The following is a 20,197-nucleotide window of genomic DNA, read 5'->3' on the forward strand; positions in this document are numbered from 1 at the left end:
ATAACGGTCAATTATAAATTAAAGGGAATTGGTTACGTTAATTAAATTAAGGGCTTTGGGATAGCAGTAAAAATATTGATTTTATCTATTTATTTTTGATTAGGGATAAAGATTTAGGTTTCTAATAATGATGAAATGAATGATAAGCCTAAAATTGAAAAAAGGTGGGTTGAGATGATTTAACAGTATAAAAAGAACAATACTTTATGTTTGAAGTTAATTCAAGTTAAACTGTACTATAAAGTAGTTTTTAAGTATTGGAAAGCAGGATGATATACTTTACTTTCGGCTAAAAGTATTTAGAGTTTACCATACTACAAACGTTTCATTCTTTATGTTTAAAGACCTACTTTCATTTAGATATATCACTTGCTTTATTATTGTTACTGGAATATTCTATTCATGTGACCTCAGTTCTAAACATGAAGATCAATCAGACCTTATTTTGGAAGACACATTAGTGACAGTTATTGATTCTTCAAACTATTTATACAAAATCAATGTAGACAGCTTGATTGTAGAACAAAATGTTATCAAAAGGAATCAAAACCTTTCTGATATTCTTTCTGAAAATAACGTTAGCTTTCCTACTATTTTTCAATTAGCTAATAATGCTAAACCTGTTTTTGATGTACGAAAATTAAAAAGAGGCAATGATTATACTTTACTGAAAGCCAATGATTCTCTACAATCACTGCAATATTTCATCTACCAAGAAGATCCTATTCATTATATTGTTTTTGATCTGTCAGATAGTAATAAAGTATATACAGGCGACAAACCTATAACACTCAATAAAAGAGAAGTTTCTGCATCGATTAACAACTCTCTTTATCAATCACTGATGGATTTAAATGAATCCCCTGTTTTAGTAAATGCACTTTCAGATGTATTTGCTTGGCAAATTGATTTCTTCCACATTCAAAAAGGAGATGAGTTTAAGGTAGTATTACATGAGAAAATCGTTGACAATAACGTCATTGGAATTGATCACATTGAAGCCGCTTACTTTAAACATCAGGATAGAAAATATTATGCTTTTGAATATGAATTTAATGGTAAAAAGCAGTTTTTTGATGAAAAAGGAAATAGTTTGAAAAAAGAGTTTTTAAAAGCTCCTCTACACTTTTCTAGGATTTCATCGTCCTTTTCAAGAAGAAGATATCACCCCGTTCAAAAAAGGTTTAAAGCACATTTAGGAACCGATTATGCGGCCCCAATTGGAACACCAATACATAGTGTTGGGGACGGTACAATTATAGAAGCAAGGTACTCTAAATACAACGGAAATTACGTAAAAGTAAGACACAACTCTGTCTATACAACGCAATATCTCCACATGTCAAAAATCAAAAAAGGCATCAAAAAAGGGAAGCAAGTACAGCAAGGTGATGTCATTGGTTATGTAGGTAAAACTGGACTAGCAACAGGCCCTCACCTCTGCTTTAGGTTTTGGAAAAATGGGAAGCAAGTAGATCCTAGAAAACAGGAAATTCCTTCATCAGATCCACTTCCAGATTCTTTAATTTCATCATATGAGTCGGTAATTAAGCCGATCAAAAAGAATTTGGACAAAATGAAAATCAAACAACCGGAAAAAGATATAGCAGCATATGATCAGGCGATTGACGGTAAGTGATGCTGAAAGTGCATTAGAAATTGTAAAAAGCGTGATTACAAAAATGAGAGCAATGGGTATTGACCAATGGGACGAACATTATCCTACGCTCAACGATATTCAACAAGATATTGAGAAGCAACACGCATATGGCTTTTTGTATGAGTATAAATTGGCTGGATATGTAATCTTCAATCAAGAATATGACATTGAATACAATGATATTGAATGGTTAAACTGTAGTGATGACTTTCTAGTAATGCATCGTCTTTCTGTTCATGCAGATTTCCAAGGTAAAGGAATTGCAAGACAACTCGTAAGGTTTGGAGAAGAATTAGCAATCAACTATAATTTGAAATCTTTACGATTTGATGCTTTCACTGAGAACCCTGTTTCAAATATTTTGTACGAAAAAATGGGGTATCAAAATCTTGGACAAGTCACTTTTAGAAAAGGCCTGTTCAATTGCTATGAAAAAATGCTTTAAAGAAAAATCCCACATCATAAACCTTAATTAAGATTTACGATGTGGGATTTTTATATCAGAATGATTATAAACTATGAAATAGAAGGAATTTCTACTACTTCGTTTACATCTGCATCATAATCTACACCTTCCACTTTGAAACCGAAAAGGTTAAAGAAGTCGTCAGAGTATCCTTTAAGATCACCAATTTCTGATAAGTTTTCAGTTGTAGCGATTGCCCAAAGCTTGTCTACTTCCGCTTGAACATCCTCACGCATTTCCCAATCGTCAATACGAATTCTACCTTTCTCATCCAATTGCATGTCGTCTCCATAGATACGGTCAGCATACAAACGTTGGATTTGCTCGATACAACCTTCGTGAATTCCTTTTTCTTTCATTGTCTTATACAATAAAGAAATGTATAAAGGAATAACAGGAATAGCCGAAGAAGCTTGAGTAACTAATGCCTTGTTGACAGAAACTACTGCATTACCGTTGATTTCTTTTAATTTTTCAGCAATTTTAAAAGAAGTTGCTTCCAAATCGTCTTTAGCAGCACCAATTGTACCTTTTCTGTATACTGGCTCTGTTAATTTTGGTCCGATATAAGAATAAGCAAAAGTCTGGCAGCCGTCCGCTAAAACACCTGCTTCTTTCATCGCATCAATCCACATTTCCCAATCTTCACCACCCATTACTTCAACAGTATTGGCGATATCATCTTCATTGGCAGGCTGGATCGTTACCTCAGTAACGTTACCTGTATGGAAATCAACTGTTTTATTAGAGAATACATCTCCGATTGGTTTTAAAACCGATTTATGTCTTTTACCTGTATTAGGATTTTTTCTTACTGGAGAAGCTAAACTATAAATTACTAAATCAACTTGACCTAAGTCTTCCTTGATCATATCGATAGTCTGCTGCTTGATTTCGTTAGAGAAAGCATCGCCATTGATACTTTTTGCATATAAACCTGCCTCAGCTGCGTGCTTCTCAAAAGCAGCACTGTTGTACCAACCTGGTGAAGCTGGGCGACCTGCTGATGGACCTTTTTCTAAAAATACACCGATAGTTGATGCTCCTGATCCAAATGCAGATGTAATTCTAGATGCTAATCCAAAACCTGTAGATGCACCAATTACCAATACTTTTTTAGCACCGTTAATTTCTCCTTTTGACTTCACATAGTCAATCTGATTGATCACATTTTGCTCACATCCTGTTGGGTGTGCTGTCAAACAGATGAAACCTCTAGTTTTAGGTTCAATAATCATTTTTGTTCTTTGTTTACTTCCGTCATTTCAACGGAATATGACTTAAAAATAAATGGTCCTATTTTTTGAACTCCCAAAGGTAAATAATTTTTATGATTTATAATTCAGTGCTCTATATATTCCTTAAAACTATAGGATTCTTTAAATAATGAATAATCACCCATTGTATAAAATTTCCTTTTAAGATTTTGATGCTTCAATAGATGCTATCACAAATTTGATATCAGCATAACTATAACGATCACCTAAACTTTCTTTGATGGCTTTCAGAGACATTGTCTCCGTTTCCTCCAATTCACCTTCAATGATGATACGTTTCTTGTTGGACAGCACTTCTTTGACATCTACTTTTCCAAGAGCAATCAACTTCGCAAAATGTGACTCAACACTATTGAGAGAAATCCCTCTTTCTTTGGCAATTTCCTCCATACTTTTTCCCTGCCTGAATAAGACATAAGTTTGAATATGTGTGGCCATTTTTGGCTTTTTACCTTCTCCTGTTTTTGCTTTAGGTTTATCATAAGACTTGACTTCCGTGGCTTTGTGTGCAATTTTAAAATCAGGTTTTCCTACATCGTTCTTTTTCAGGTCTTCATTTTTCTGATAAGAAATAATCAGACGTTCTGCACGCATCAATTTCTTTGCATGATTATAAAACAATGAAGCTAATGCAATCAACTCATTTCTATAGCCCATCACACCATTTACACCATCTAATGAAGTCAGTTTATTTTGAATATTGGTGTGCTCAGCTTTCAGTTGCTCATCAAAATACTTATTGGCTTTATTTACTCTTTCTAATAGATGTAAAATATAACCCGGTTTCTCTTCCGTAATGGTCTTGTGTACTTCATGAATAAACTTATTCCCAATTTTCACTAGTTGTTTTACTTTCTCATGAATTTGCTTAGCCCATTCTCTATGTGCTTGTTTCTTTGAGGTTCCTCCGTCCTTTATATAAGAAGCAACATGCTCTAAAAGTTGCTCTGATAGAAACTGAAAATTATAGGAGTTGTATAATGTATGATAAATGTAGTTTTTACTTTGCTCCTTTAAAATAGGTGTCAATTCTTCAACCGTTTGATTGCTCTGTGTGAAGTGACTCAAATGACGGTCAATATCAATTCCCCTAGCTGAAATAGGCGAAGACAACACAAGTCCATCCAAACTTGTCAATCTTGATAAAGCAACATAAGTTTGCCCTGCAGCAAAAGCTCGACCTACATCAATAATCGCTTTATCGAAAGTTAAGCCTTGGCTTTTATGCACTGTAATTGCCCAAGCCAATCGTAATGGATATTGGTGAAACTCTCCTATAATTTGTTCTTCAACTTCATTGGTTTCCTTATTGAGTACATATTTTTTATTTTCCCAAACATAAGGTTCTACATTCACTTCTTCTCCATCATCAAACTTGACATAAACACTGTCGTTCGATAAAGAAGATACTCTACCAATTTTACCATTAAAATACCTCGATTCCCCAGAGTAATCATTTTTAATAAACATCACCTGAGCGCCTTTTTTTAGCCTCAAAGTATCTTCATTCGGGAATTGATTTTCATTAAAATCACCTTCTATTTTAGCATGATATTTAAATTCCTTAGCTTTTATTTTTTGTAACCACCCTTCATTTTTTTCATGTGCTATTTTATTGTGAGTCGTCAGCTGTATATATCCATCTTCCAAAGATTGTTCAAAATCCGGATCATAAAATGAGTTGAGTACTTTTAAATCATCTTGTGTGATTTTATTTTCTCTGAGATGATTCAATACCTCTACAAACAAAGGGTCCGATTGTCTGTATACCTTTTCCAAAGCGACGTGTACCAAAGAGGTTTCTTGAAAAACCTTTGCACTAAAAAAGTACGCATTATGATAGTATTTTTGAAGGTAAATCCATTCATCATTCTTCACTACAGGAGGCAATTGTAGCATATCGCCAATAAATAACACCTGAACGCCACCGAAAGCTTCGTTTTTTCTTTTTCGGATTAATCGCAATATAAAATCAATCGCATCCAACATATCCGCTCTCAACATACTTACCTCATCGATAATCAGAAGTTCCATATTACGAAGTATATCTCGCTTCGACTTCTTCATCGAAAGTTGTTTCAGTAAGGACTTTGGTGTATTTACATGGGCAACTGTTGTCGCTCTCTCATTAAACTGAAGATTTTCATCGGGAATAAAAGCTCCAAAGGGCATTTGAAATAAGGAGTGAACGGTTACTCCTCCAGCGTTTATCGCTGCGATACCTGTCGGGGCAGCAACCACAACACTTTTATGCGTTTCTTTTTCTATTGATCGAAGTAGAGTCGTTTTACCAGTTCCTGCTTTTCCTGTTAGAAAAACATTACAGTTTGTAGTATTAATATAGCGAGAAACGAGGTCAGCATGTACATTTTCCATGAATCGTAATTTTAAATAGGATTGCGATTAAATTCGAAGGGTCAATTTCGATAAATTAAAGTAATTGTACAAAAAGAAACCCCATCTTAGTCATTGCTAAAATGGGGTTGTGTTATTTTCAAAGATGAATACTACCAATCTTCGTCTTCAGTGACAGGTGCTGCATCCTCTTCTTCTTTCTTTTTATCTTTATTTTTCTTACCAAAAAGACCTTTCTTTTCTTTCTTTGGTTCATCTTCTTCATTGGCTTCATCGTCGACAGAAGAAACATCATCGAAGTTAGATGAATCATCAGTAATTTCTCCATCCTCAGCCTCTTCTTCTTTTTTCTTTTTCTTTCCGAATAGTCCTTTTTTCTCTACCACAATTTCATTACCCAATGAATCATATTGAGGTAATTGTGATAAAGAATCCGTCTCATACTTTGCCATCTTATTGGCATCTTTTGCGTCTAAGACACTCTTCGGAATCATATAGTATTTTGGTTTCCACACTTCAAACCATTTACGGTGTACCAAGTACATAGAATCCGGTACTAAGAAGAATCCAGCACGCATACTATCTTCCCTTGCTACTCTTTCTCCATATTTTTGCATGTAGAAATAGCCATCGTAAAGCATTGGAGGAAGAGAATCTCCAGTTTCTTCGTTTGCTTCATCACCTTCCTGTTCAGGAAGTTCTTCGGCAACCATTGAATCATCATAACCTGGACCGCCAGCAAACAATAAGTTCTCTAAAGAATCTGATGCTGAAACAAGGTAAATACTATCTTCAGGAATAAAATCGATTACCGAATCTTCCGCTGTTAATTCCAATGGATAAGGATTATGCTGAAGACCGATGATATAATTGGGGTAATTAGAGTTGGCTTTCTTTTCTTCGGTTTTAAGAAATTTCTGATAAAAATTTCCTCTAGGTTCTACCATACCATTCCATCCTCTTTCTCTTGAAGCAAATAACTCTTCTTCTTTGGTCTCAACAGAATCTCTATCTAAAAAATAGCTAATGTATGATACCTGCCCTTTTATAGTATAGTTTGTATCTCCAATAGGCACAAAATAATCATTGAGCGAATCAGGAGTATTTTTCACATAATACAAACTACTTGTATCATCTTTCTGATAAAAAGAACTGATATATGCTGGACAAACTTTGGGTACACATCCATCAAATAAGAGTAAGCTAGATAAGAGTGAAATATATAGAAAAGTTTGTTTCATATAATTTGGTTGCATTTTCTGCTGAAAACACCGTAAGAGTATTTAAAGTTAAAAGACGAAATAATTTAAAAGTCAAAACCAAGAAAATACATTTTCGCTACTTCACACACTGCTTCAATTCTAACACAACTCAATATTTAAAACGATTCTAAAATTTTTATAATTAGGTTATGAAGGAATAGAAACAGTAAGTAACTCTATTGCAGCATTTAATTGGTAATAAGCACAAAACCGGTAGGCTTAAACACTTATAGTATAAACCTACAAACATATAAAGTGCCAAAAAAAGTAAGTTTCAATTTCAATTGGATCTATTCATGATTTTTTGGTAATTTTGCGGTGTTTAAATATTAATATGAAGTCAATATTTTCAGAAATAAATGTATTAGTCCGAAAGGAAGTTGCATTGGAGTGGAGGGAGCGTTCAAACCTTAATGGACTTTTATTGTATACTATAAGTACAATTTTCGTTTGTTATTTGAGTTTTAATCAACGTAGAGTTGAGTTGTCCCCTATCACTTGGAACACTCTTTTTTGGATCATACAATTATTCACGGCTCTGAATGGAGCATCCAAAAGCTTCACACAAGAAGCAGGAGGAAGACATTTTTATTACTACCAATTGGTAAGCCCGCAATCCATTATTTTATCAAAAATTGTTTACAATGCTCTTTTGATGTTGCTTGTTGCCTTCCTTGGTTTAGGAGTTTACAGCATCGTATTGGGTAACCCTATTCAGGATCCTTGGATGTTTACAGCATGTGTAGGATTAGGAGCCATTGGTTTTTCTTCTTCTCTTACAATGGTGGCAGGTATTGCCTCCAAAGCTCAAGGTAATAATACGTTGATGGCCATCTTAGGGCTTCCGGCTATTTTACCGATGATTTTAATGTTGATCAAAGCTTCTAAAAATGCAATTGATGGATTGGCAAGGAGTCAAACCCTAGATGAAATCATGATCATTTTAGCAATTGATATAATTGTAATAACAGTTTCCTATCTCCTATTTCCTTATCTTTGGAGGAGTTAGATAAAAATTAAATTAAACAGCAATGAAAGGTGCTTGGTGGAAAATTACAGCATTAGTCCTTATGGCCTATACCATTATAGGTGGATTATTACTGGAAGTCCCTCGCTTAGACATACTAAACGAAACAATCAGAAACTTATATTTCCATGTTCCGATGTGGTTTGGAATGATCATCGTGCTTTTAGCATCTATGGTTTATTCTATCAAATATTTAAAATCTCAAGATCTAAAACACGACCTATGGGCTGCTGAACTAGCCAATACAGGTATTTTATTTGGAATTTTGGGAATTGTCACTGGTATGATCTGGGCCAAATTCACTTGGGGAGCCTACTGGAGTGGAGATCCTAAACAAAACGGTGCCGCAGGTGGTTTGATGTTTTACTTTGCTTATGTAATCCTGAGAGGTTCATTCAAAGATGAAGAACAAAAGGCAAGAATAAGTGCTATTTTCAACATTTTTGCTTTTGCGATATTTATTCCACTTATTTTCGTTCTTCCACGCCTTACGGACTCTTTACACCCAGGCAACGGAGGTAACCCAGGTTTCAATGCCTATGACTTGGACAGTAAACTTCGTTTGGTATTTTATCCTGCGATCATTGGGTGGACATTACTAGGCGTATGGTTTACCAGTTTGAATGTAAGAATGAGAACGGTGGAGAATCAATTATTAGAAAACGAGTAAATTTATATATACAATGAAAAAAATGCTTTCAATGATCACATTAGCATTAGTAACCGTGATCAATGCAATTGCTCAAGATAAAATTCCTATCACTTCTGATGACTATGGTAACAGTAGCGTAGAAATGGCCGACCTAATGCGTGACAATGGAAAAATATACGTTGTTGTAGCTGTAATTGCAGCTTTATGGGTTGGTATGACGATTTATCTTTTTATGGTAGATAAAAAGGTAAGTAAGTTGGAGAAAATGGTAGAAGAACAATAAAACATCTAAACACATTATGAAAAAGTCTCATATTTTTGGATTAGTGATCATTGCTGTAATGATCAGTATTCTAGTTGTCACTGCCGGCGATGCGAGTCAATATGTTGATTTCACTGAAGCTTACAGTTTAGCAGAAGATGGAAACACATCAAAAGTTCATGTGATTGGTGAGCTTCAAAAAGACAAAAATGGAAATGTAATCGGTATTGATTATAATCCTTCTAAAGACCCTAATTACCTTGCCTTTACTTTAGTGGACGACAAAAACGTGGTAAAGAAAGTAGTTTGCTATTCACCCCCTGCCTCAATGAGAGATTTTGAAAAATCTGAAAAAGTAGTGGTAATTGGTAGAGCAAAAGGCGAAGGTCAAGAATTTCTTGCTAGTGAAATTTTGATGAAATGCCCTTCAAAATACGAAGAAACTGAGTTATAATATTTCAGTCTAGACACAAAAAGTCCCTTCTGAACTTGATCAGAAGGGACTTTTTTATTTAAACTTTTTCTAACTGTGCTGTATTTTTCAATCTTGTTAGATCTTTTGCTTTGGCACTTGTAAAAGACAGAAGATAATCTGCTAGCGTGTCATCATCTAATCGCGTACGATCAATGACGGTATCATGGATCTCTTCATTTCCTTTTTGAATGTGCTCCAAGAAATCATTTCTCAACTTGCTAAATTCTAGCATTTTTAGTTTAGCATCATTGTAGGTTAAATTATGATTTTTCATAATCTCACCAACTCTAAACTGATAGGTACTGTTGATTTTTATTCTTAAAGCATTCTTCAATGTAGAAGCAAAGAATCCTCCTCCTCTACCCAAGATCACTACATTACCTCTTTCAAAGTAAGTATGCATTACAGCTTCCAAAGCTGAAGTTAGATGGCCGTCTAATTTATTGTAATTTTTACCAAAAGAATGGATTAACTGTTCTACAAAACCTTTCTTTTCAAAAGGCACATATTCCTCCACATCTTTATATGAAACTTTTAATTTTTCAGAAAGATCATGGATGACAGTTGTATCAATAAGTTTCCAAGGTTGCTCATTAAGATTGAAACCAATCTTTTGATCATTCAGTTTTTGTACTAATTTTTCTCCAACATCTCTTACACCTGACCCATATTCTCTTGAAATAGTCACCACCATTCCTTTAGAATAAGGATGTTTCTTCAATTTTTTCCGAAACTGTAATTCAATGTTTTTAATAAGTTGAGAATAGATATTTGCGTCCATGACAGTAGTGTTTTATAGGTTAAAGATTTATTAACTGTAATATAAACACTTATATTATCATTTACGCTGACGCCTATCACCAAAACTGAATGATATGATAAAACCTACTCAGAACTCATCGTTTCTGCCGCTGTAATTAACAGAGATGAACTAATTCTTTTCTTGAAATTAGGGTTGATATACTCAAAATTAATTTCACCATTCTGACGTACAAAGAACACCGCTGGAACAGGTAACATCTTATGTCTTCCTCCAGTTGTCATGACAATATCCATCCCTAGGTTGGTATATTTACTGAATTCCTTGTCAGTAAGTTCGAAAGCTAAACCAAAGCTTTTAGCTGCAATCATATCACTATCAGACAATAATGAGTAATTCATCATATGCTTGTCATAAGTAAGTGCTAAATGGTCCGGCGTATCAGGCGAAATAGCGATAATCTGATAGCCAATACTTACAAGATAATCAGACACCTCTCCTAATCCAGATAATTGTCTGTTACAATAAGGGCACCAACCTCCTCTATAAAAAATGAGTACTGTCGGCTTCTTATTCATCTCTTTTCTGAGGTTGACCTCATTTCCATCTACGTCACGAAGAATAATATCTTTCGGGATATATTCACCAATAAGTAAAGGTGAAATATCAGAGGCGTTTCCTGGTATACTTTGAGCAAAGGCAGTAGCCGATAGTGTACCAAGAATTAAGATTAAAATTGCCTTTAAAAATCGGTTTGAATTGATGTTTGGGAAATGCATTTGAAAATTAAGCATAATTAATTAATAGTCAGAGTGTTTAATATAAATGAAGCAAATAAAAAGTGAAACAAATTCAATAATAAAAAGTTTAAAATATCTACTGAAATTTTAGTACGAACATTCCATTTTTACAAATGTAAAAATATAAATCTAAACCTTCTATACTACAAGAATTCTTTTATGTTTTACCAAAAAGGTTAAAGGTAAAAATCTGTATTAAGCAAAATGATTTTTCAGAAAACAATAAAGAATTGATGATAATCTATTCTAGCATTAAACTTATCATTGAATTTCTTCTTAATTTATAAAAAACTCTCCTAAAGACTTCTCTTTTTGTAACTTAACTCTCAAAAAATGTAACTTTCTAGAGTTTATTTCATCATTGCAACGTATGAGTAACCACTTTATTTACATATCATTTCTTCTTATCGCTTTCACCTCTACTTCTTTTAGCTTTGGTCAATCCTTGAAAGATAGTACTCTATTGAATGGATATGTGAGAGATATCAATGATAAAATTACAGGAAGTGTCTTCCTCTCTAACTCAAAACTAACGTTACTTTTCAACAATTACCCTCCTAAAAATTGGTGGGACAGTGATGGTCTGATTTTAAGAGACCGCCCAAAAGATGTCATTTACGTTCCCAACAACAGCTATTTAATTGGCCTTGGTATCAGCTTTGGAAACCTAGGAGTTCGTGCCAGTGTTCAGACACCTATTTCAGAGTACGATGAAGATATTTATGGAAAATCAAGTGTATTCCGGTTAAGAGTGGATGGATTTGTCAAGAAATGGTATTTGGATGCAGAATATTATCGGTATTCGGGATTTACAGAAACGAATACAGGCATTTATGACAGTACTTGGAATAACCCTCAAAAATTAATCAGAGGTGATATTATCACACGGTCGATCAACCTTCATGCGGTTCGTTTTTCGAATAAAAAATTTAGTTATAAGGCTATCTTTAAACAAAAAGAAATACAACTTAGAAGTGCCTTCACTACCTATTTTAAAGGGCGTTATAGGTCAGAAAATTACAATGCTAGTGCTCCTTTTCTTCCTCCATTAGCAAGAAACCCTGAATCAAAGTTTGGAACGATGAGCCGACTTACGATGAATGACCTCACTTTAATTGGAGGAGGTGCAGGTGTGTTGGTATGGAAAGGGTTTTACCTAGGTGCTATGGTTGGCATAGGAGTTGGTGCACAACATCAAAGTTATACATTAGCCACTGAGTCGGGTACGCACTATGCTTTTATCCCTGCCTTAGATCTTAAAGGTTCTGCAGGTTATAATACAAAGAGAATGTTTATTACACTATCGGTCAATTCAGAGATTACTTATAGTGTATTGCCTTCGGTTCTGGATCAAGAGTTTTTAGCAATCAGTTACTTTACCAATTTTGAGGTGAATTGTGGTTATCGCTTTGATATGGGACCTCGATTAAATAATACAGTTCAATGGACTAACCATTTTATTAAGCAAACTATTGACACGGTCATGGGAAAAAACAATATAAAAAATAAGGAACAAGATTAGTCTTGTCCCCTATTCAATCTATATAACCAAGTAAAATTTAATTTTCTTTATGTTTAAAACAAATGGCGAACATCTGCTTATTGGCTTTAGAAAGAGCCTCTTAGTTTGTAAGTATCTGCTACTTTCGTAATAGCCACCATATAGGATGCGATACGAAGAGATACATTGTGCTTCTCTGCAATACCAAATACTTTTTCAAAAGCTTCTTTCATAATTCTGTCACTTCTTCTATTTACTCTATCGCGAGTCCATTTATAACCTAATCGGTTTTGTACCCATTCGAAATAAGAAACTGTAACTCCTCCTGCATTTGCCAAAATATCAGGCACTACAACTACGCCTTTTTCATGTAGAATTTTATCTGCTTTAGCACCTGTTGGGCCATTTGCTCCTTCTACAATTAACTTTGCTTTGATGGCATCTGCATTTTTTATATTGATCACATCTTCCTTCGCAGCTGGAACCAAAACATCTACTTCCAGTTCCAATAATGCCTCATTCGTGATCTTCTCTCCACCTGTAAAACCTTCAAGAGTTTTATAAGTAGCTCTATATTCACTTGCTTCTCTCAAATCAATACCGTCTGGGTTAAAAAACGCTCCTGTATGATCTGAGATTGCCGTAATTTTCAGTCCTTTTTGAGCTAAAAGTTTGGCTGCATTACTTCCAACATTACCAAAACCTTGAATAGCAGCAGTTGCACCATTAGGATTGATTTTCATCTTACGTAATGCTTCCATAGCTGAAACCATTACGCCTCTACCTGTCGCTTCTACTCTACCAAGAGAACCACCCAAAACCAATGGCTTTCCGGTTACTACCGCTTGAACCGTCTTACCTTGAGCTTTGGAATACTCATCCATAATCCAAGCCATTTCTTGTGGGCCCGTTCCCATATCGGGTGCTGGGATGTCAATATCAGGACCAAAGATTTCGTACATTTTTACAGTGTAAGCTCTTGTTAACCTTTCGAGTTCACCTTTTGACATATTGGCAGGATCACATTTTATTCCTCCTTTGGCTCCTCCGTATGGAATATCTACAACGGCACATTTCCATGTCATCCATGCGGCCAACGCTTTCACCTCATCAAGGTTCACATCCATATCATAGCGAACACCTCCTTTAGAAGGTCCTAACGTATTGGAATGTATTACTCTGTATCCCTCGAATACTTTTTTATGGCCATCATCCATCACAATGGGTAATGACACAATCACTTGTTTTGCAGGACTTTTTAAAACCTCATAAGTTTCTAAATCTAACCCAAGCTTTTCGGCAGCGATATTGAATCGCTCCATCATAGACTCAAATGGATTCTCCTTGTCAGTAATTGGTGCAGGTTCAATGTACCCCATGTAAATTTATTTTATGTGTAAATATTACGTTTATTAATGCAAATACCTTAAAATCCATTCAAATAAGCAAATTATTTATTCAAAATGATTTGATAAAAATTCATAACCAATTTATAATCAAATGGATATTTTCTTATTTAGTATACTGACGGTTACTATAAGATAGGCAGGTTAAGAAGAAATATTGTTGGGTTTCATTATGATTAATAGATGAGGTTATTTTCTTTGTTCCTGTATGAATAAAATGGTTTTCATACCAATGACTCACACCTCCATTTATATATTTTTCAACATTGTTTGCTGGAGAATAATCTTTGTAAACCACTACTTTACAACCATTTTCATATTCTAAACGGTTGGAGATTTTGTAGAAAAAGCTATCTCTACTCACATGTAAGAAGGCTACTTTTTTGTGATCTGCATACGCCTGAACAGACTCTACAGGTAAATTATTTTTTAAGCTTCTAGCCATATAAGTGTTGTCCCATTGCATCTTTCCAGTTTCAGGATCAAATCCACACGCGATAACTCTTTTGTAGCGACATTCCAAAGGAAACGGATTTCCTCCTTTTAATTTATCGACATTTAATGCATAAGGAATATACTCCCCCTTTTTCATGATTTGATTTTCATAATTCTGTAAAAATCGCTTTGGAGTAGGAACATCTGCTCTTGAGAAGAAGCTTTCAGTCGTGTATTTAGCATCACTCGTAAATGGATAAGTATATTCCATCTCCTCCATCACAAAAACAACTTGCCCATTCATAAATTGTAATTCATGCTCTTGCAATGTAAGGTGTTGAGGAATAACCTTGTTTCTCTCTCTTTTATTTTTAAACTTTTCTTTAATATGTTCTTGTTCCTTCTCACTTAAATGACTATTGAAATTATTAAAGAATAGAAAATCATAAAACTTAGGTCTTAAACGATAACTATTTCTACCAACAGCCATTGTATAGACTCCTTGTACATCTTCTTCATAACTCCCTAAACCATAGGTTCCAATGATCATCAATTCTCCTTTTGAATTATGGTAAGGTCGGAAAGTCTGATAATTATAATCTCTTTGTGCTTCCTCAAAATACTGCTTATCCAATCGACCTTCCACTGTGTAGTCATTAATGTAAACTCCTCTATGTTCACTTGACATTTCTGCTTTGATCACAACTGTAAGAAGATCAACTTTATGATCCCATTTCATACACACAACACCTCCATTAAGTTGGTTGATTGAAGGTAAAATTGTTCTTTTACCACTCTCTAGTTCCCAGCGTGAAACAAATGGCCTTGCATCTGCGGCCCCTCCCAAAAAGCAGATATTGTCCTCTATCTCAAAATAATCAATAGTCATTTTTTCTACATTTCTATAGAAAAATATCTTGTGAGATCCATCTTCAAGGTGAATACGTAATACTTGGTAATTCCTTTTGCTTGAACGCATCAAGTAATAGGCGTATTTATCATCAAAGTCTTCTGAAATAAAGTCTCCATAATGAGTCAGACTGATGTTCTTTACCCACTTTTTCTGAAAGTTGGATTTGATATACGTCACTTCCAATTCTGAAATGATATCTTTTTCTTCTCCACCATATCTGTTTCTTAACACTATCAAGCCTTGATCTCCCATGGGGTTAATATGATAATTACCATCATATTCGTGTAGCATTGGAAATCGGATTGTGTTTTCTTCAAAAGTTTGTGAATGACTGACAGTCGCTAGACTTAAAGTCAATATGAAAATTAGGAATGAATAAAATTTTGTTTTCATGAGATAATGATAGTTGATAAAGGGTAGTAACTAGGTTGAAATGAGATCTAGAAATTAGTACTTTTTAATCCATAAATATTTGAAATAAAATGTACTTTTGTTGGGTTCTAACTTGCTTGATTTTTTAAACTAGCAGATGATAAGAATCCTATAATTCCGGGCTATTGACAAACTCTATTATTTGAGAAAAGATCACTTTAGTAAAGTATATAGTTCCCTTTTCCTTGTACTGAACAATAAATTAAGAATCCATTTTGAATAATTCACAAGTTAAAGAGTTAAATACCAATCACTTAACAAAGAAACTTTTAATTAGAGTAAGCTTTCTTATAATTATCCTATTTCAAATTGTAGTGATAGTTAAATTCTTGTTTCCATATAATGTTAAAACTACCTACGGACAAGTGGTTTTATCATCGGATAATAATATTATAGGAGCTACTCTTAACACCACAGATAAATGGAGACTTCATATTGAAAACGACAGTGTATCCAATTTCTTCAAACGAGCTATTATTGAGAAAGAAGATCAATGGTTTTATTATCATTTTGGCGTTGACCCTTTAGCTATTGGAAGAGCTTTTATGAATAATCTTTTGACGGGAAAAAGAACATCTGGAGCATCTACTATCAGTATGCAGGTAATTCGATTATTAGAGCCTAAAGAAAGAACTTATTGGAATAAAATAGTGGAGGTATTAAAAGCTATACAGCTGGAAATCACTTATTCAAAAGATGAAATCCTTAATCTCTACCTAAACCTTATACCTTTTGGGGGAAATATTGAAGGTATTTATTCGGCATCCTTATTATACCTTCAAAAGAAACCTTTACTTCTAAGTCCTGCAGAAGCCTGCCTTTTATCCATTATCCCTAACCGGCCTACTTCATTAGCTATTAATAGCTCAAAAAAACAACTAAAAAAAGAAAGAAATATATGGTTGGAAAGATATTACGAAATGGGACTATTCGATAAAAGTACTTTGAATACCGCCCTTACCGAACCAATTTACTTTCAACGAAAAAAAATCAACAACCTTACCCCTCACCTCAATCAAAGACTTTATAATGAACATCCTCTACAACTTTCATTTTCAACTGGCATTAACGAAAAAGTACAAATACGAGCTCAAAAAATCGTTAAAAATTATTCTAAAGTAATTCAATCTTATGGTATTCAAAATGCTGCTGCTATTATCATTGATAACCAAAACCATAAAATCATTGCCTACATAGGGTCACAAGACTTTGAAGACGATCAAAATGCAGGACAAGTAGATGGTGTTAAAGCTGTAAGGTCGCCAGGAAGCACCTTAAAACCCTTGGTGTACGGAATGGGGTTTGATAAAGGCTTAATTACACCTCAACAGATGATATTGGATGTACCAACAGACTTCGGAACTTACAGTCCAATGAATTATGATCAAAAGTTCAGAGGTAATATCACTGTACAAGAAGCGCTTACTCAATCTTTAAATATCCCTGCTGTTGCATTGCTCGAAGGGGTAGGCATTCACAACTTTGTACAGAAATTAACGCTGGCGGAGTTTTCTACCATTCAACGTCAGCAAAAAAGGTTAGGTCTCTCTACCGTATTAGGTGGATGTGGAGTTACTCTGGAAGAACTATCCAAACTCTACTCTTCCTTTGCCAACAAGGGAGTTTATCACAATATTTCCGTATTGAAACCAACGGAAGAACATGAAACTGAAATTATCAGTAAAGAGAGTGCTTACATGCTCAGAGAGATTTTGAGTACACTAAAAAGGCCCGATTTACCAAATAACCCACAAAATAGTATCAATGTACCAAAAATTGCATGGAAAACGGGCACATCATACGGTAGAAAAGATGCATGGAGCATTGGTTATAATTCAAAGTATACTGTTGGGGTTTGGTGTGGTAACTTTTCGAATGAAGGCGTCCAAGAATTAACAGGGGCAGAAATTGCTACCCCACTTCTTTTTAGAGTTTTTAGAAGTTTATATCCTTCAAACAATGTTGTGGAAGAAGAAGTAGAGGTTCCTGACAACTTATTCAAACGAAATGTATGTGCTGTAACAGGACTTGTCCCTAATCACTTCTGCGATCATCAAATTAATGATTGGTACATACCATTGGTTTCTTCTACAAAAAGATGTACACACAAAAAGGTAGTTTTTATACACCCTAATGAAAAGTTTTCCTACTGTTCAGAATGTCTACCAAAACATGGAGGGTACATCAAGAAAAGCTATCCCAATCCTCCTAAAGATTTAACGCAATACTATATAGACGAGAAAATTCCATTTCCTTTTGCCCCTCCTCACAATCCAAATTGTCAGAGTATGATTTCAGGTAATCCACCAGAAATTGTTTCCCCTTTAGATGGGCGAACTTATTATGTATCGCAAACCAATGCTGAATTAGAGCTAAAAGCGATCACCTCCAATGATGTAGACTATGTATTTTGGTATGTCAATGATCATTTCAAAGGAAAAATTCATAAAAGAGAAACATTCTTCTACAAACCTTCTCTTGGAAAAAATAAGATTTCTTGCAGTGATGATAAAGGTAGAAATACTGATATTTCTATCTTTGTAAAGTAAGTTCAAAAAACTTACATCATAAAAACTCAAAACTTCTTTAAATAGAAATACGCATTTACACTATATGATCGAACTTGCAGGACTTATCGGGTTGGGATTTTTTGCACAGTGGCTTGGTTGGAGAATCAAGATTCCTGCAATCTTGCCGCTTATATTAATAGGCCTTTTAGTAGGATCTTTCTCTACGTATTTCACTCCCGATGGCTCGAAGTTTATTGACGGAGATAAAATTTTTCATGGGGAACTATTATTTGATGTAGTCAACTTATCAGTGGGATTAATTCTTTTTGAAGGAGGAATGACACTCAAATTAAAAGAAACCAAAAATATTGGAAGCGTCATTTGGCGTTTACTCTTTTTCGGCACCTTTATTACATTGATAGGAGGAGCTATTGCAACGCACTATATCATGGGAATCAGCTATAGAATAGCATTCCTTTTCAGTGCATTGATCATTGTGAGTGGTCCCACCGTTATAGGACCTTTATTGAGAAATGTAAAACCAAATGCTCGTATTAATACCATTTTAAAATGGGAAGGAATTTTAATCGATCCAGTAGGTGCTTTAACTGCTATTCTTATTTTTGATTTTATTCTATCTGGGCAACCCAACGAGCTATTTACCTTCTTTGCACTAAAAGGGTTTACATTACTAACTTTATCGGGGTTAATATCAGGTGGAATAGCCGCTTTTATTACCACAAAAGTTTTAAATCAAAGATTATTACCTGATCATCTTAAGAATACAGTTATCCTTGGATTTGTCATTGCCACTTTTGCCTTTTCAGACCTTTTACATGCGGAGTCGGGTTTATTAGCAGTGACGGTATATGGGATGATATTAGCCAACTCAAAAGTAGCTTCAATTAAATCTATTCTGGCGTTCAAAGAAGATGTAACACTCATTTTGATATCCTTTCTCTTTGTGATGTTGTCTTCGAGAATGAATATCAGTGACCTTGAGGCATTAGCTAATTTCCGTAGTGTTTTCCTATTTATAGTTATTATATACGTGTTGCGACCATTGGTAGTACTCTTCAGTACTTTGGGGACATCAATGTCATGGAAAGAAAGAATTTTCATTTCCTATATCTCTCCAAGAGGTATTGTTGCCGCAGGTGTGGCCTCTTTATTCACATTGAAACTTACCCAAGGTATTGCTCCTATCACTCCTACTCAAGTCGAAGAAGCTAAGTTATTACTTCCTCTGACCTTTATGATTATCATAGGTACTGTGATTCTTCAAGGATTGACTGCTAAGCCTTTCGCAAAACTATTAAATGTCACGAGACAGGAACCTAACGGTATTTTATTCCTAGGAGCTAGTGAAATAGGGCTATTTATTGCCAAGATATTACAGCAATATCATATCCCTGTCATGGTTTCTGATACGTCTGAGCAAAACTTACGAGAAGCCAAAAGACATAGAATCCCGATTTATGAAGGAAGTATTTTATCCGATGGAGCCATAGAAAATGTAGACTTTTCAGCTTATGGTCAACTATTTTCTACTACTTCCAATAATGAAATCAATATTTTGGGTAACCGTACTATCTCTTCTGAACTAGGTATGAATAAAGTTTTTCGTATTGCTTCAAAGATGGAAGTGGAAATGCATACTCTTCAAAAACCACAACATTTACTCTTCAGAGGTAAATATGACTTTATTGGGTTAAGTACTTTAATCCGTAAAAAACATCAGGTAAAACATATTAAAATTCAGAAGTCAATGGACCAGGAAGAGAGTATAGATTTCTTAGATCAACTTGATTTACCGGTGTTTATCATCCATGAAAACAACTATGTAACTCCCGTTACCGACTCTCTAAATGAAATCAATGAGGGGGATGAAATTGTCTATATTGAGTTTAATGAATAACAAATCATTAGATATTAGGTTAATTAAACCTAAAATATTTTGAATAATTTCTATCTAACATTATTTATGTAAGTGGTAAGCGATAC

16 protein-coding genes are annotated in these 20,197 nt (G+C 34.5%); 9 read left to right on the forward strand and 7 right to left on the reverse strand.

The annotated features are described in order from the left end of the window. Nucleotides 1–334 precede the first annotated feature (334 nt). On the forward strand, nucleotides 335–1,639 hold the full coding sequence (locus PL77_RS21175) for a peptidoglycan DD-metalloendopeptidase family protein (RefSeq protein ID WP_044209977.1): 1,305 nt from the start codon (nucleotides 335–337) through the stop codon (nucleotides 1,637–1,639). Continuing rightward, nucleotides 1,614–2,105, forward strand: a complete 492-nt coding sequence (locus tag PL77_RS21180) for a GNAT family N-acetyltransferase (RefSeq protein WP_044209980.1) — start codon at nucleotides 1,614–1,616, stop codon at nucleotides 2,103–2,105. The genes PL77_RS21175 and PL77_RS21180 overlap by 26 nt, the downstream gene beginning before the upstream one ends. A 71-nt stretch (nucleotides 2,106–2,176) precedes the next feature. On the opposite strand, the gene fabV is transcribed toward PL77_RS21180, so the two are convergent. The 3 genes from fabV to PL77_RS21195 form a co-directional block, all read right to left on the reverse strand. Then, complete coding sequence (gene fabV, locus PL77_RS21185; protein ID WP_044209983.1) at nucleotides 2,177–3,364, reverse strand: enoyl-ACP reductase FabV; 1,188 nt, start codon at nucleotides 3,362–3,364, stop codon at nucleotides 2,177–2,179. A gap of 180 nt (nucleotides 3,365–3,544) precedes the next feature. Next, nucleotides 3,545–5,779 carry a helix-turn-helix domain-containing protein gene (locus PL77_RS21190; protein WP_044209984.1) on the reverse strand — a complete coding sequence of 745 codons (2,235 nt, stop codon included), beginning with the start codon at nucleotides 5,777–5,779 and terminating at the stop codon, nucleotides 3,545–3,547. A 131-nt stretch (nucleotides 5,780–5,910) separates the two neighbouring features. Further along, nucleotides 5,911–6,999: a hypothetical protein gene (locus tag PL77_RS21195; RefSeq protein ID WP_156152469.1), complete on the reverse strand. Its 1,089-nt coding sequence runs from the start codon at nucleotides 6,997–6,999 to the stop codon at nucleotides 5,911–5,913. A 355-nt stretch (nucleotides 7,000–7,354) separates the two neighbouring features. Here PL77_RS21195 and PL77_RS21200 point away from each other — a divergent pair, with 355 nt between their 5' ends. The 4 genes from PL77_RS21200 to PL77_RS21215 are packed head-to-tail and all read left to right on the forward strand — an operon-like array spanning nucleotide 7,355 to nucleotide 9,415. Further along, complete coding sequence (locus PL77_RS21200; RefSeq protein ID WP_044209989.1) at nucleotides 7,355–8,029, forward strand: heme exporter protein CcmB; 675 nt, start codon at nucleotides 7,355–7,357, stop codon at nucleotides 8,027–8,029. Nucleotides 8,030–8,051: 22 nt separating this feature from the next. Next, complete coding sequence (gene ccsA / locus PL77_RS21205; protein ID WP_044209992.1) at nucleotides 8,052–8,717, forward strand: cytochrome c biogenesis protein CcsA; 666 nt, start codon at nucleotides 8,052–8,054, stop codon at nucleotides 8,715–8,717. 13 nt (nucleotides 8,718–8,730) lie between these two features. Then, a complete protein-coding gene (locus PL77_RS21210) occupies nucleotides 8,731–8,982 on the forward strand; it encodes a CcmD family protein (protein ID WP_044209994.1) in 252 nt (83 codons plus the stop codon). 16 nt (nucleotides 8,983–8,998) lie between these two features. Beyond that, nucleotides 8,999–9,415, forward strand: a complete 417-nt coding sequence (locus tag PL77_RS21215; protein WP_044209995.1) for a cytochrome c maturation protein CcmE — start codon at nucleotides 8,999–9,001, stop codon at nucleotides 9,413–9,415. Between the two features lie 58 nt (nucleotides 9,416–9,473). Here the strand turns inward: PL77_RS21215 and PL77_RS21220 are convergent, their stop codons facing one another. Both PL77_RS21220 and PL77_RS21225 read right to left on the reverse strand, forming a co-directional pair. Continuing rightward, nucleotides 9,474–10,217: an AAA family ATPase gene (locus PL77_RS21220; RefSeq protein ID WP_044209998.1), complete on the reverse strand. Its 744-nt coding sequence runs from the start codon at nucleotides 10,215–10,217 to the stop codon at nucleotides 9,474–9,476. A 104-nt stretch (nucleotides 10,218–10,321) separates the two neighbouring features. Continuing rightward, complete coding sequence (locus PL77_RS21225) at nucleotides 10,322–10,990, reverse strand: peroxiredoxin-like family protein (protein ID WP_052444614.1); 669 nt, start codon at nucleotides 10,988–10,990, stop codon at nucleotides 10,322–10,324. 376 nt (nucleotides 10,991–11,366) lie between these two features. Here PL77_RS21225 and PL77_RS21230 point away from each other — a divergent pair, with 376 nt between their 5' ends. Beyond that, complete coding sequence (locus tag PL77_RS21230; RefSeq protein WP_044210000.1) at nucleotides 11,367–12,518, forward strand: DUF4421 family protein; 1,152 nt, start codon at nucleotides 11,367–11,369, stop codon at nucleotides 12,516–12,518. An 86-nt stretch (nucleotides 12,519–12,604) separates the two neighbouring features. Here PL77_RS21230 and PL77_RS21235 read toward each other — a convergent pair whose 3' ends face one another. Together PL77_RS21235 and PL77_RS21240 are read right to left on the reverse strand one after the other, a co-directional pair. After that, nucleotides 12,605–13,876, reverse strand: coding sequence for a Glu/Leu/Phe/Val dehydrogenase (locus PL77_RS21235; RefSeq protein ID WP_044210002.1), 1,272 nt, complete (start codon nucleotides 13,874–13,876; stop codon nucleotides 12,605–12,607). 133 nt (nucleotides 13,877–14,009) lie between these two features. Next, a complete protein-coding gene (locus PL77_RS21240; protein WP_156152470.1) occupies nucleotides 14,010–15,644 on the reverse strand; it encodes a hypothetical protein in 1,635 nt (544 codons plus the stop codon). 353 nt (nucleotides 15,645–15,997) lie between these two features. Here PL77_RS21240 and pbpC point away from each other — a divergent pair, with 353 nt between their 5' ends. Together pbpC and PL77_RS21250 are read left to right on the forward strand one after the other, a co-directional pair. Continuing rightward, nucleotides 15,998–18,232 (forward strand): penicillin-binding protein 1C, encoded by a 2,235-nt coding sequence (gene pbpC / locus PL77_RS21245; protein WP_172665918.1) that lies wholly within the window; start codon nucleotides 15,998–16,000, stop codon nucleotides 18,230–18,232. 64 nt (nucleotides 18,233–18,296) lie between these two features. Further along, nucleotides 18,297–20,111, forward strand: coding sequence for a sodium:proton antiporter (locus PL77_RS21250; RefSeq protein ID WP_044210011.1), 1,815 nt, complete (start codon nucleotides 18,297–18,299; stop codon nucleotides 20,109–20,111). The last annotated feature ends 86 nt before the right edge of the window (nucleotides 20,112–20,197 follow it).

The organism is Flammeovirga sp. OC4 (assembly GCF_000812565.1).
In the GTDB taxonomy this organism is placed as follows: Bacteria; Bacteroidota; Bacteroidia; order Cytophagales; family Flammeovirgaceae; genus Flammeovirga.

Coding starts and splice junctions, on each gene's coding strand:
- PL77_RS21175 (WP_044209977.1), top strand. CDS start 335: ATGTTTAAAGACCTACTTTCATTTAGATATATCACTTGCTTTATTATT.
- PL77_RS21180 (WP_044209980.1), top strand. CDS start 1,614: ATGATCAGGCGATTGACGGTAAGTGATGCTGAAAGTGCATTAGAAATT.
- fabV (WP_044209983.1), bottom strand. CDS start 3,364: ATGATTATTGAACCTAAAACTAGAGGTTTCATCTGTTTGACAGCACAC.
- PL77_RS21190 (WP_044209984.1), bottom strand. CDS start 5,779: ATGGAAAATGTACATGCTGACCTCGTTTCTCGCTATATTAATACTACA.
- PL77_RS21195 (WP_156152469.1), bottom strand. CDS start 6,999: ATGAAACAAACTTTTCTATATATTTCACTCTTATCTAGCTTACTCTTA.
- PL77_RS21200 (WP_044209989.1), top strand. CDS start 7,355: ATGAAGTCAATATTTTCAGAAATAAATGTATTAGTCCGAAAGGAAGTT.
- ccsA (WP_044209992.1), top strand. CDS start 8,052: ATGAAAGGTGCTTGGTGGAAAATTACAGCATTAGTCCTTATGGCCTAT.
- PL77_RS21210 (WP_044209994.1), top strand. CDS start 8,731: ATGAAAAAAATGCTTTCAATGATCACATTAGCATTAGTAACCGTGATC.
- PL77_RS21215 (WP_044209995.1), top strand. CDS start 8,999: ATGAAAAAGTCTCATATTTTTGGATTAGTGATCATTGCTGTAATGATC.
- PL77_RS21220 (WP_044209998.1), bottom strand. CDS start 10,217: ATGGACGCAAATATCTATTCTCAACTTATTAAAAACATTGAATTACAG.
- PL77_RS21225 (WP_052444614.1), bottom strand. CDS start 10,990: ATGCTTAATTTTCAAATGCATTTCCCAAACATCAATTCAAACCGATTT.
- PL77_RS21230 (WP_044210000.1), top strand. CDS start 11,367: ATGAGTAACCACTTTATTTACATATCATTTCTTCTTATCGCTTTCACC.
- PL77_RS21235 (WP_044210002.1), bottom strand. CDS start 13,876: ATGGGGTACATTGAACCTGCACCAATTACTGACAAGGAGAATCCATTT.
- PL77_RS21240 (WP_156152470.1), bottom strand. CDS start 15,644: ATGAAAACAAAATTTTATTCATTCCTAATTTTCATATTGACTTTAAGT.
- PL77_RS21250 (WP_044210011.1), top strand. CDS start 18,297: ATGATCGAACTTGCAGGACTTATCGGGTTGGGATTTTTTGCACAGTGG.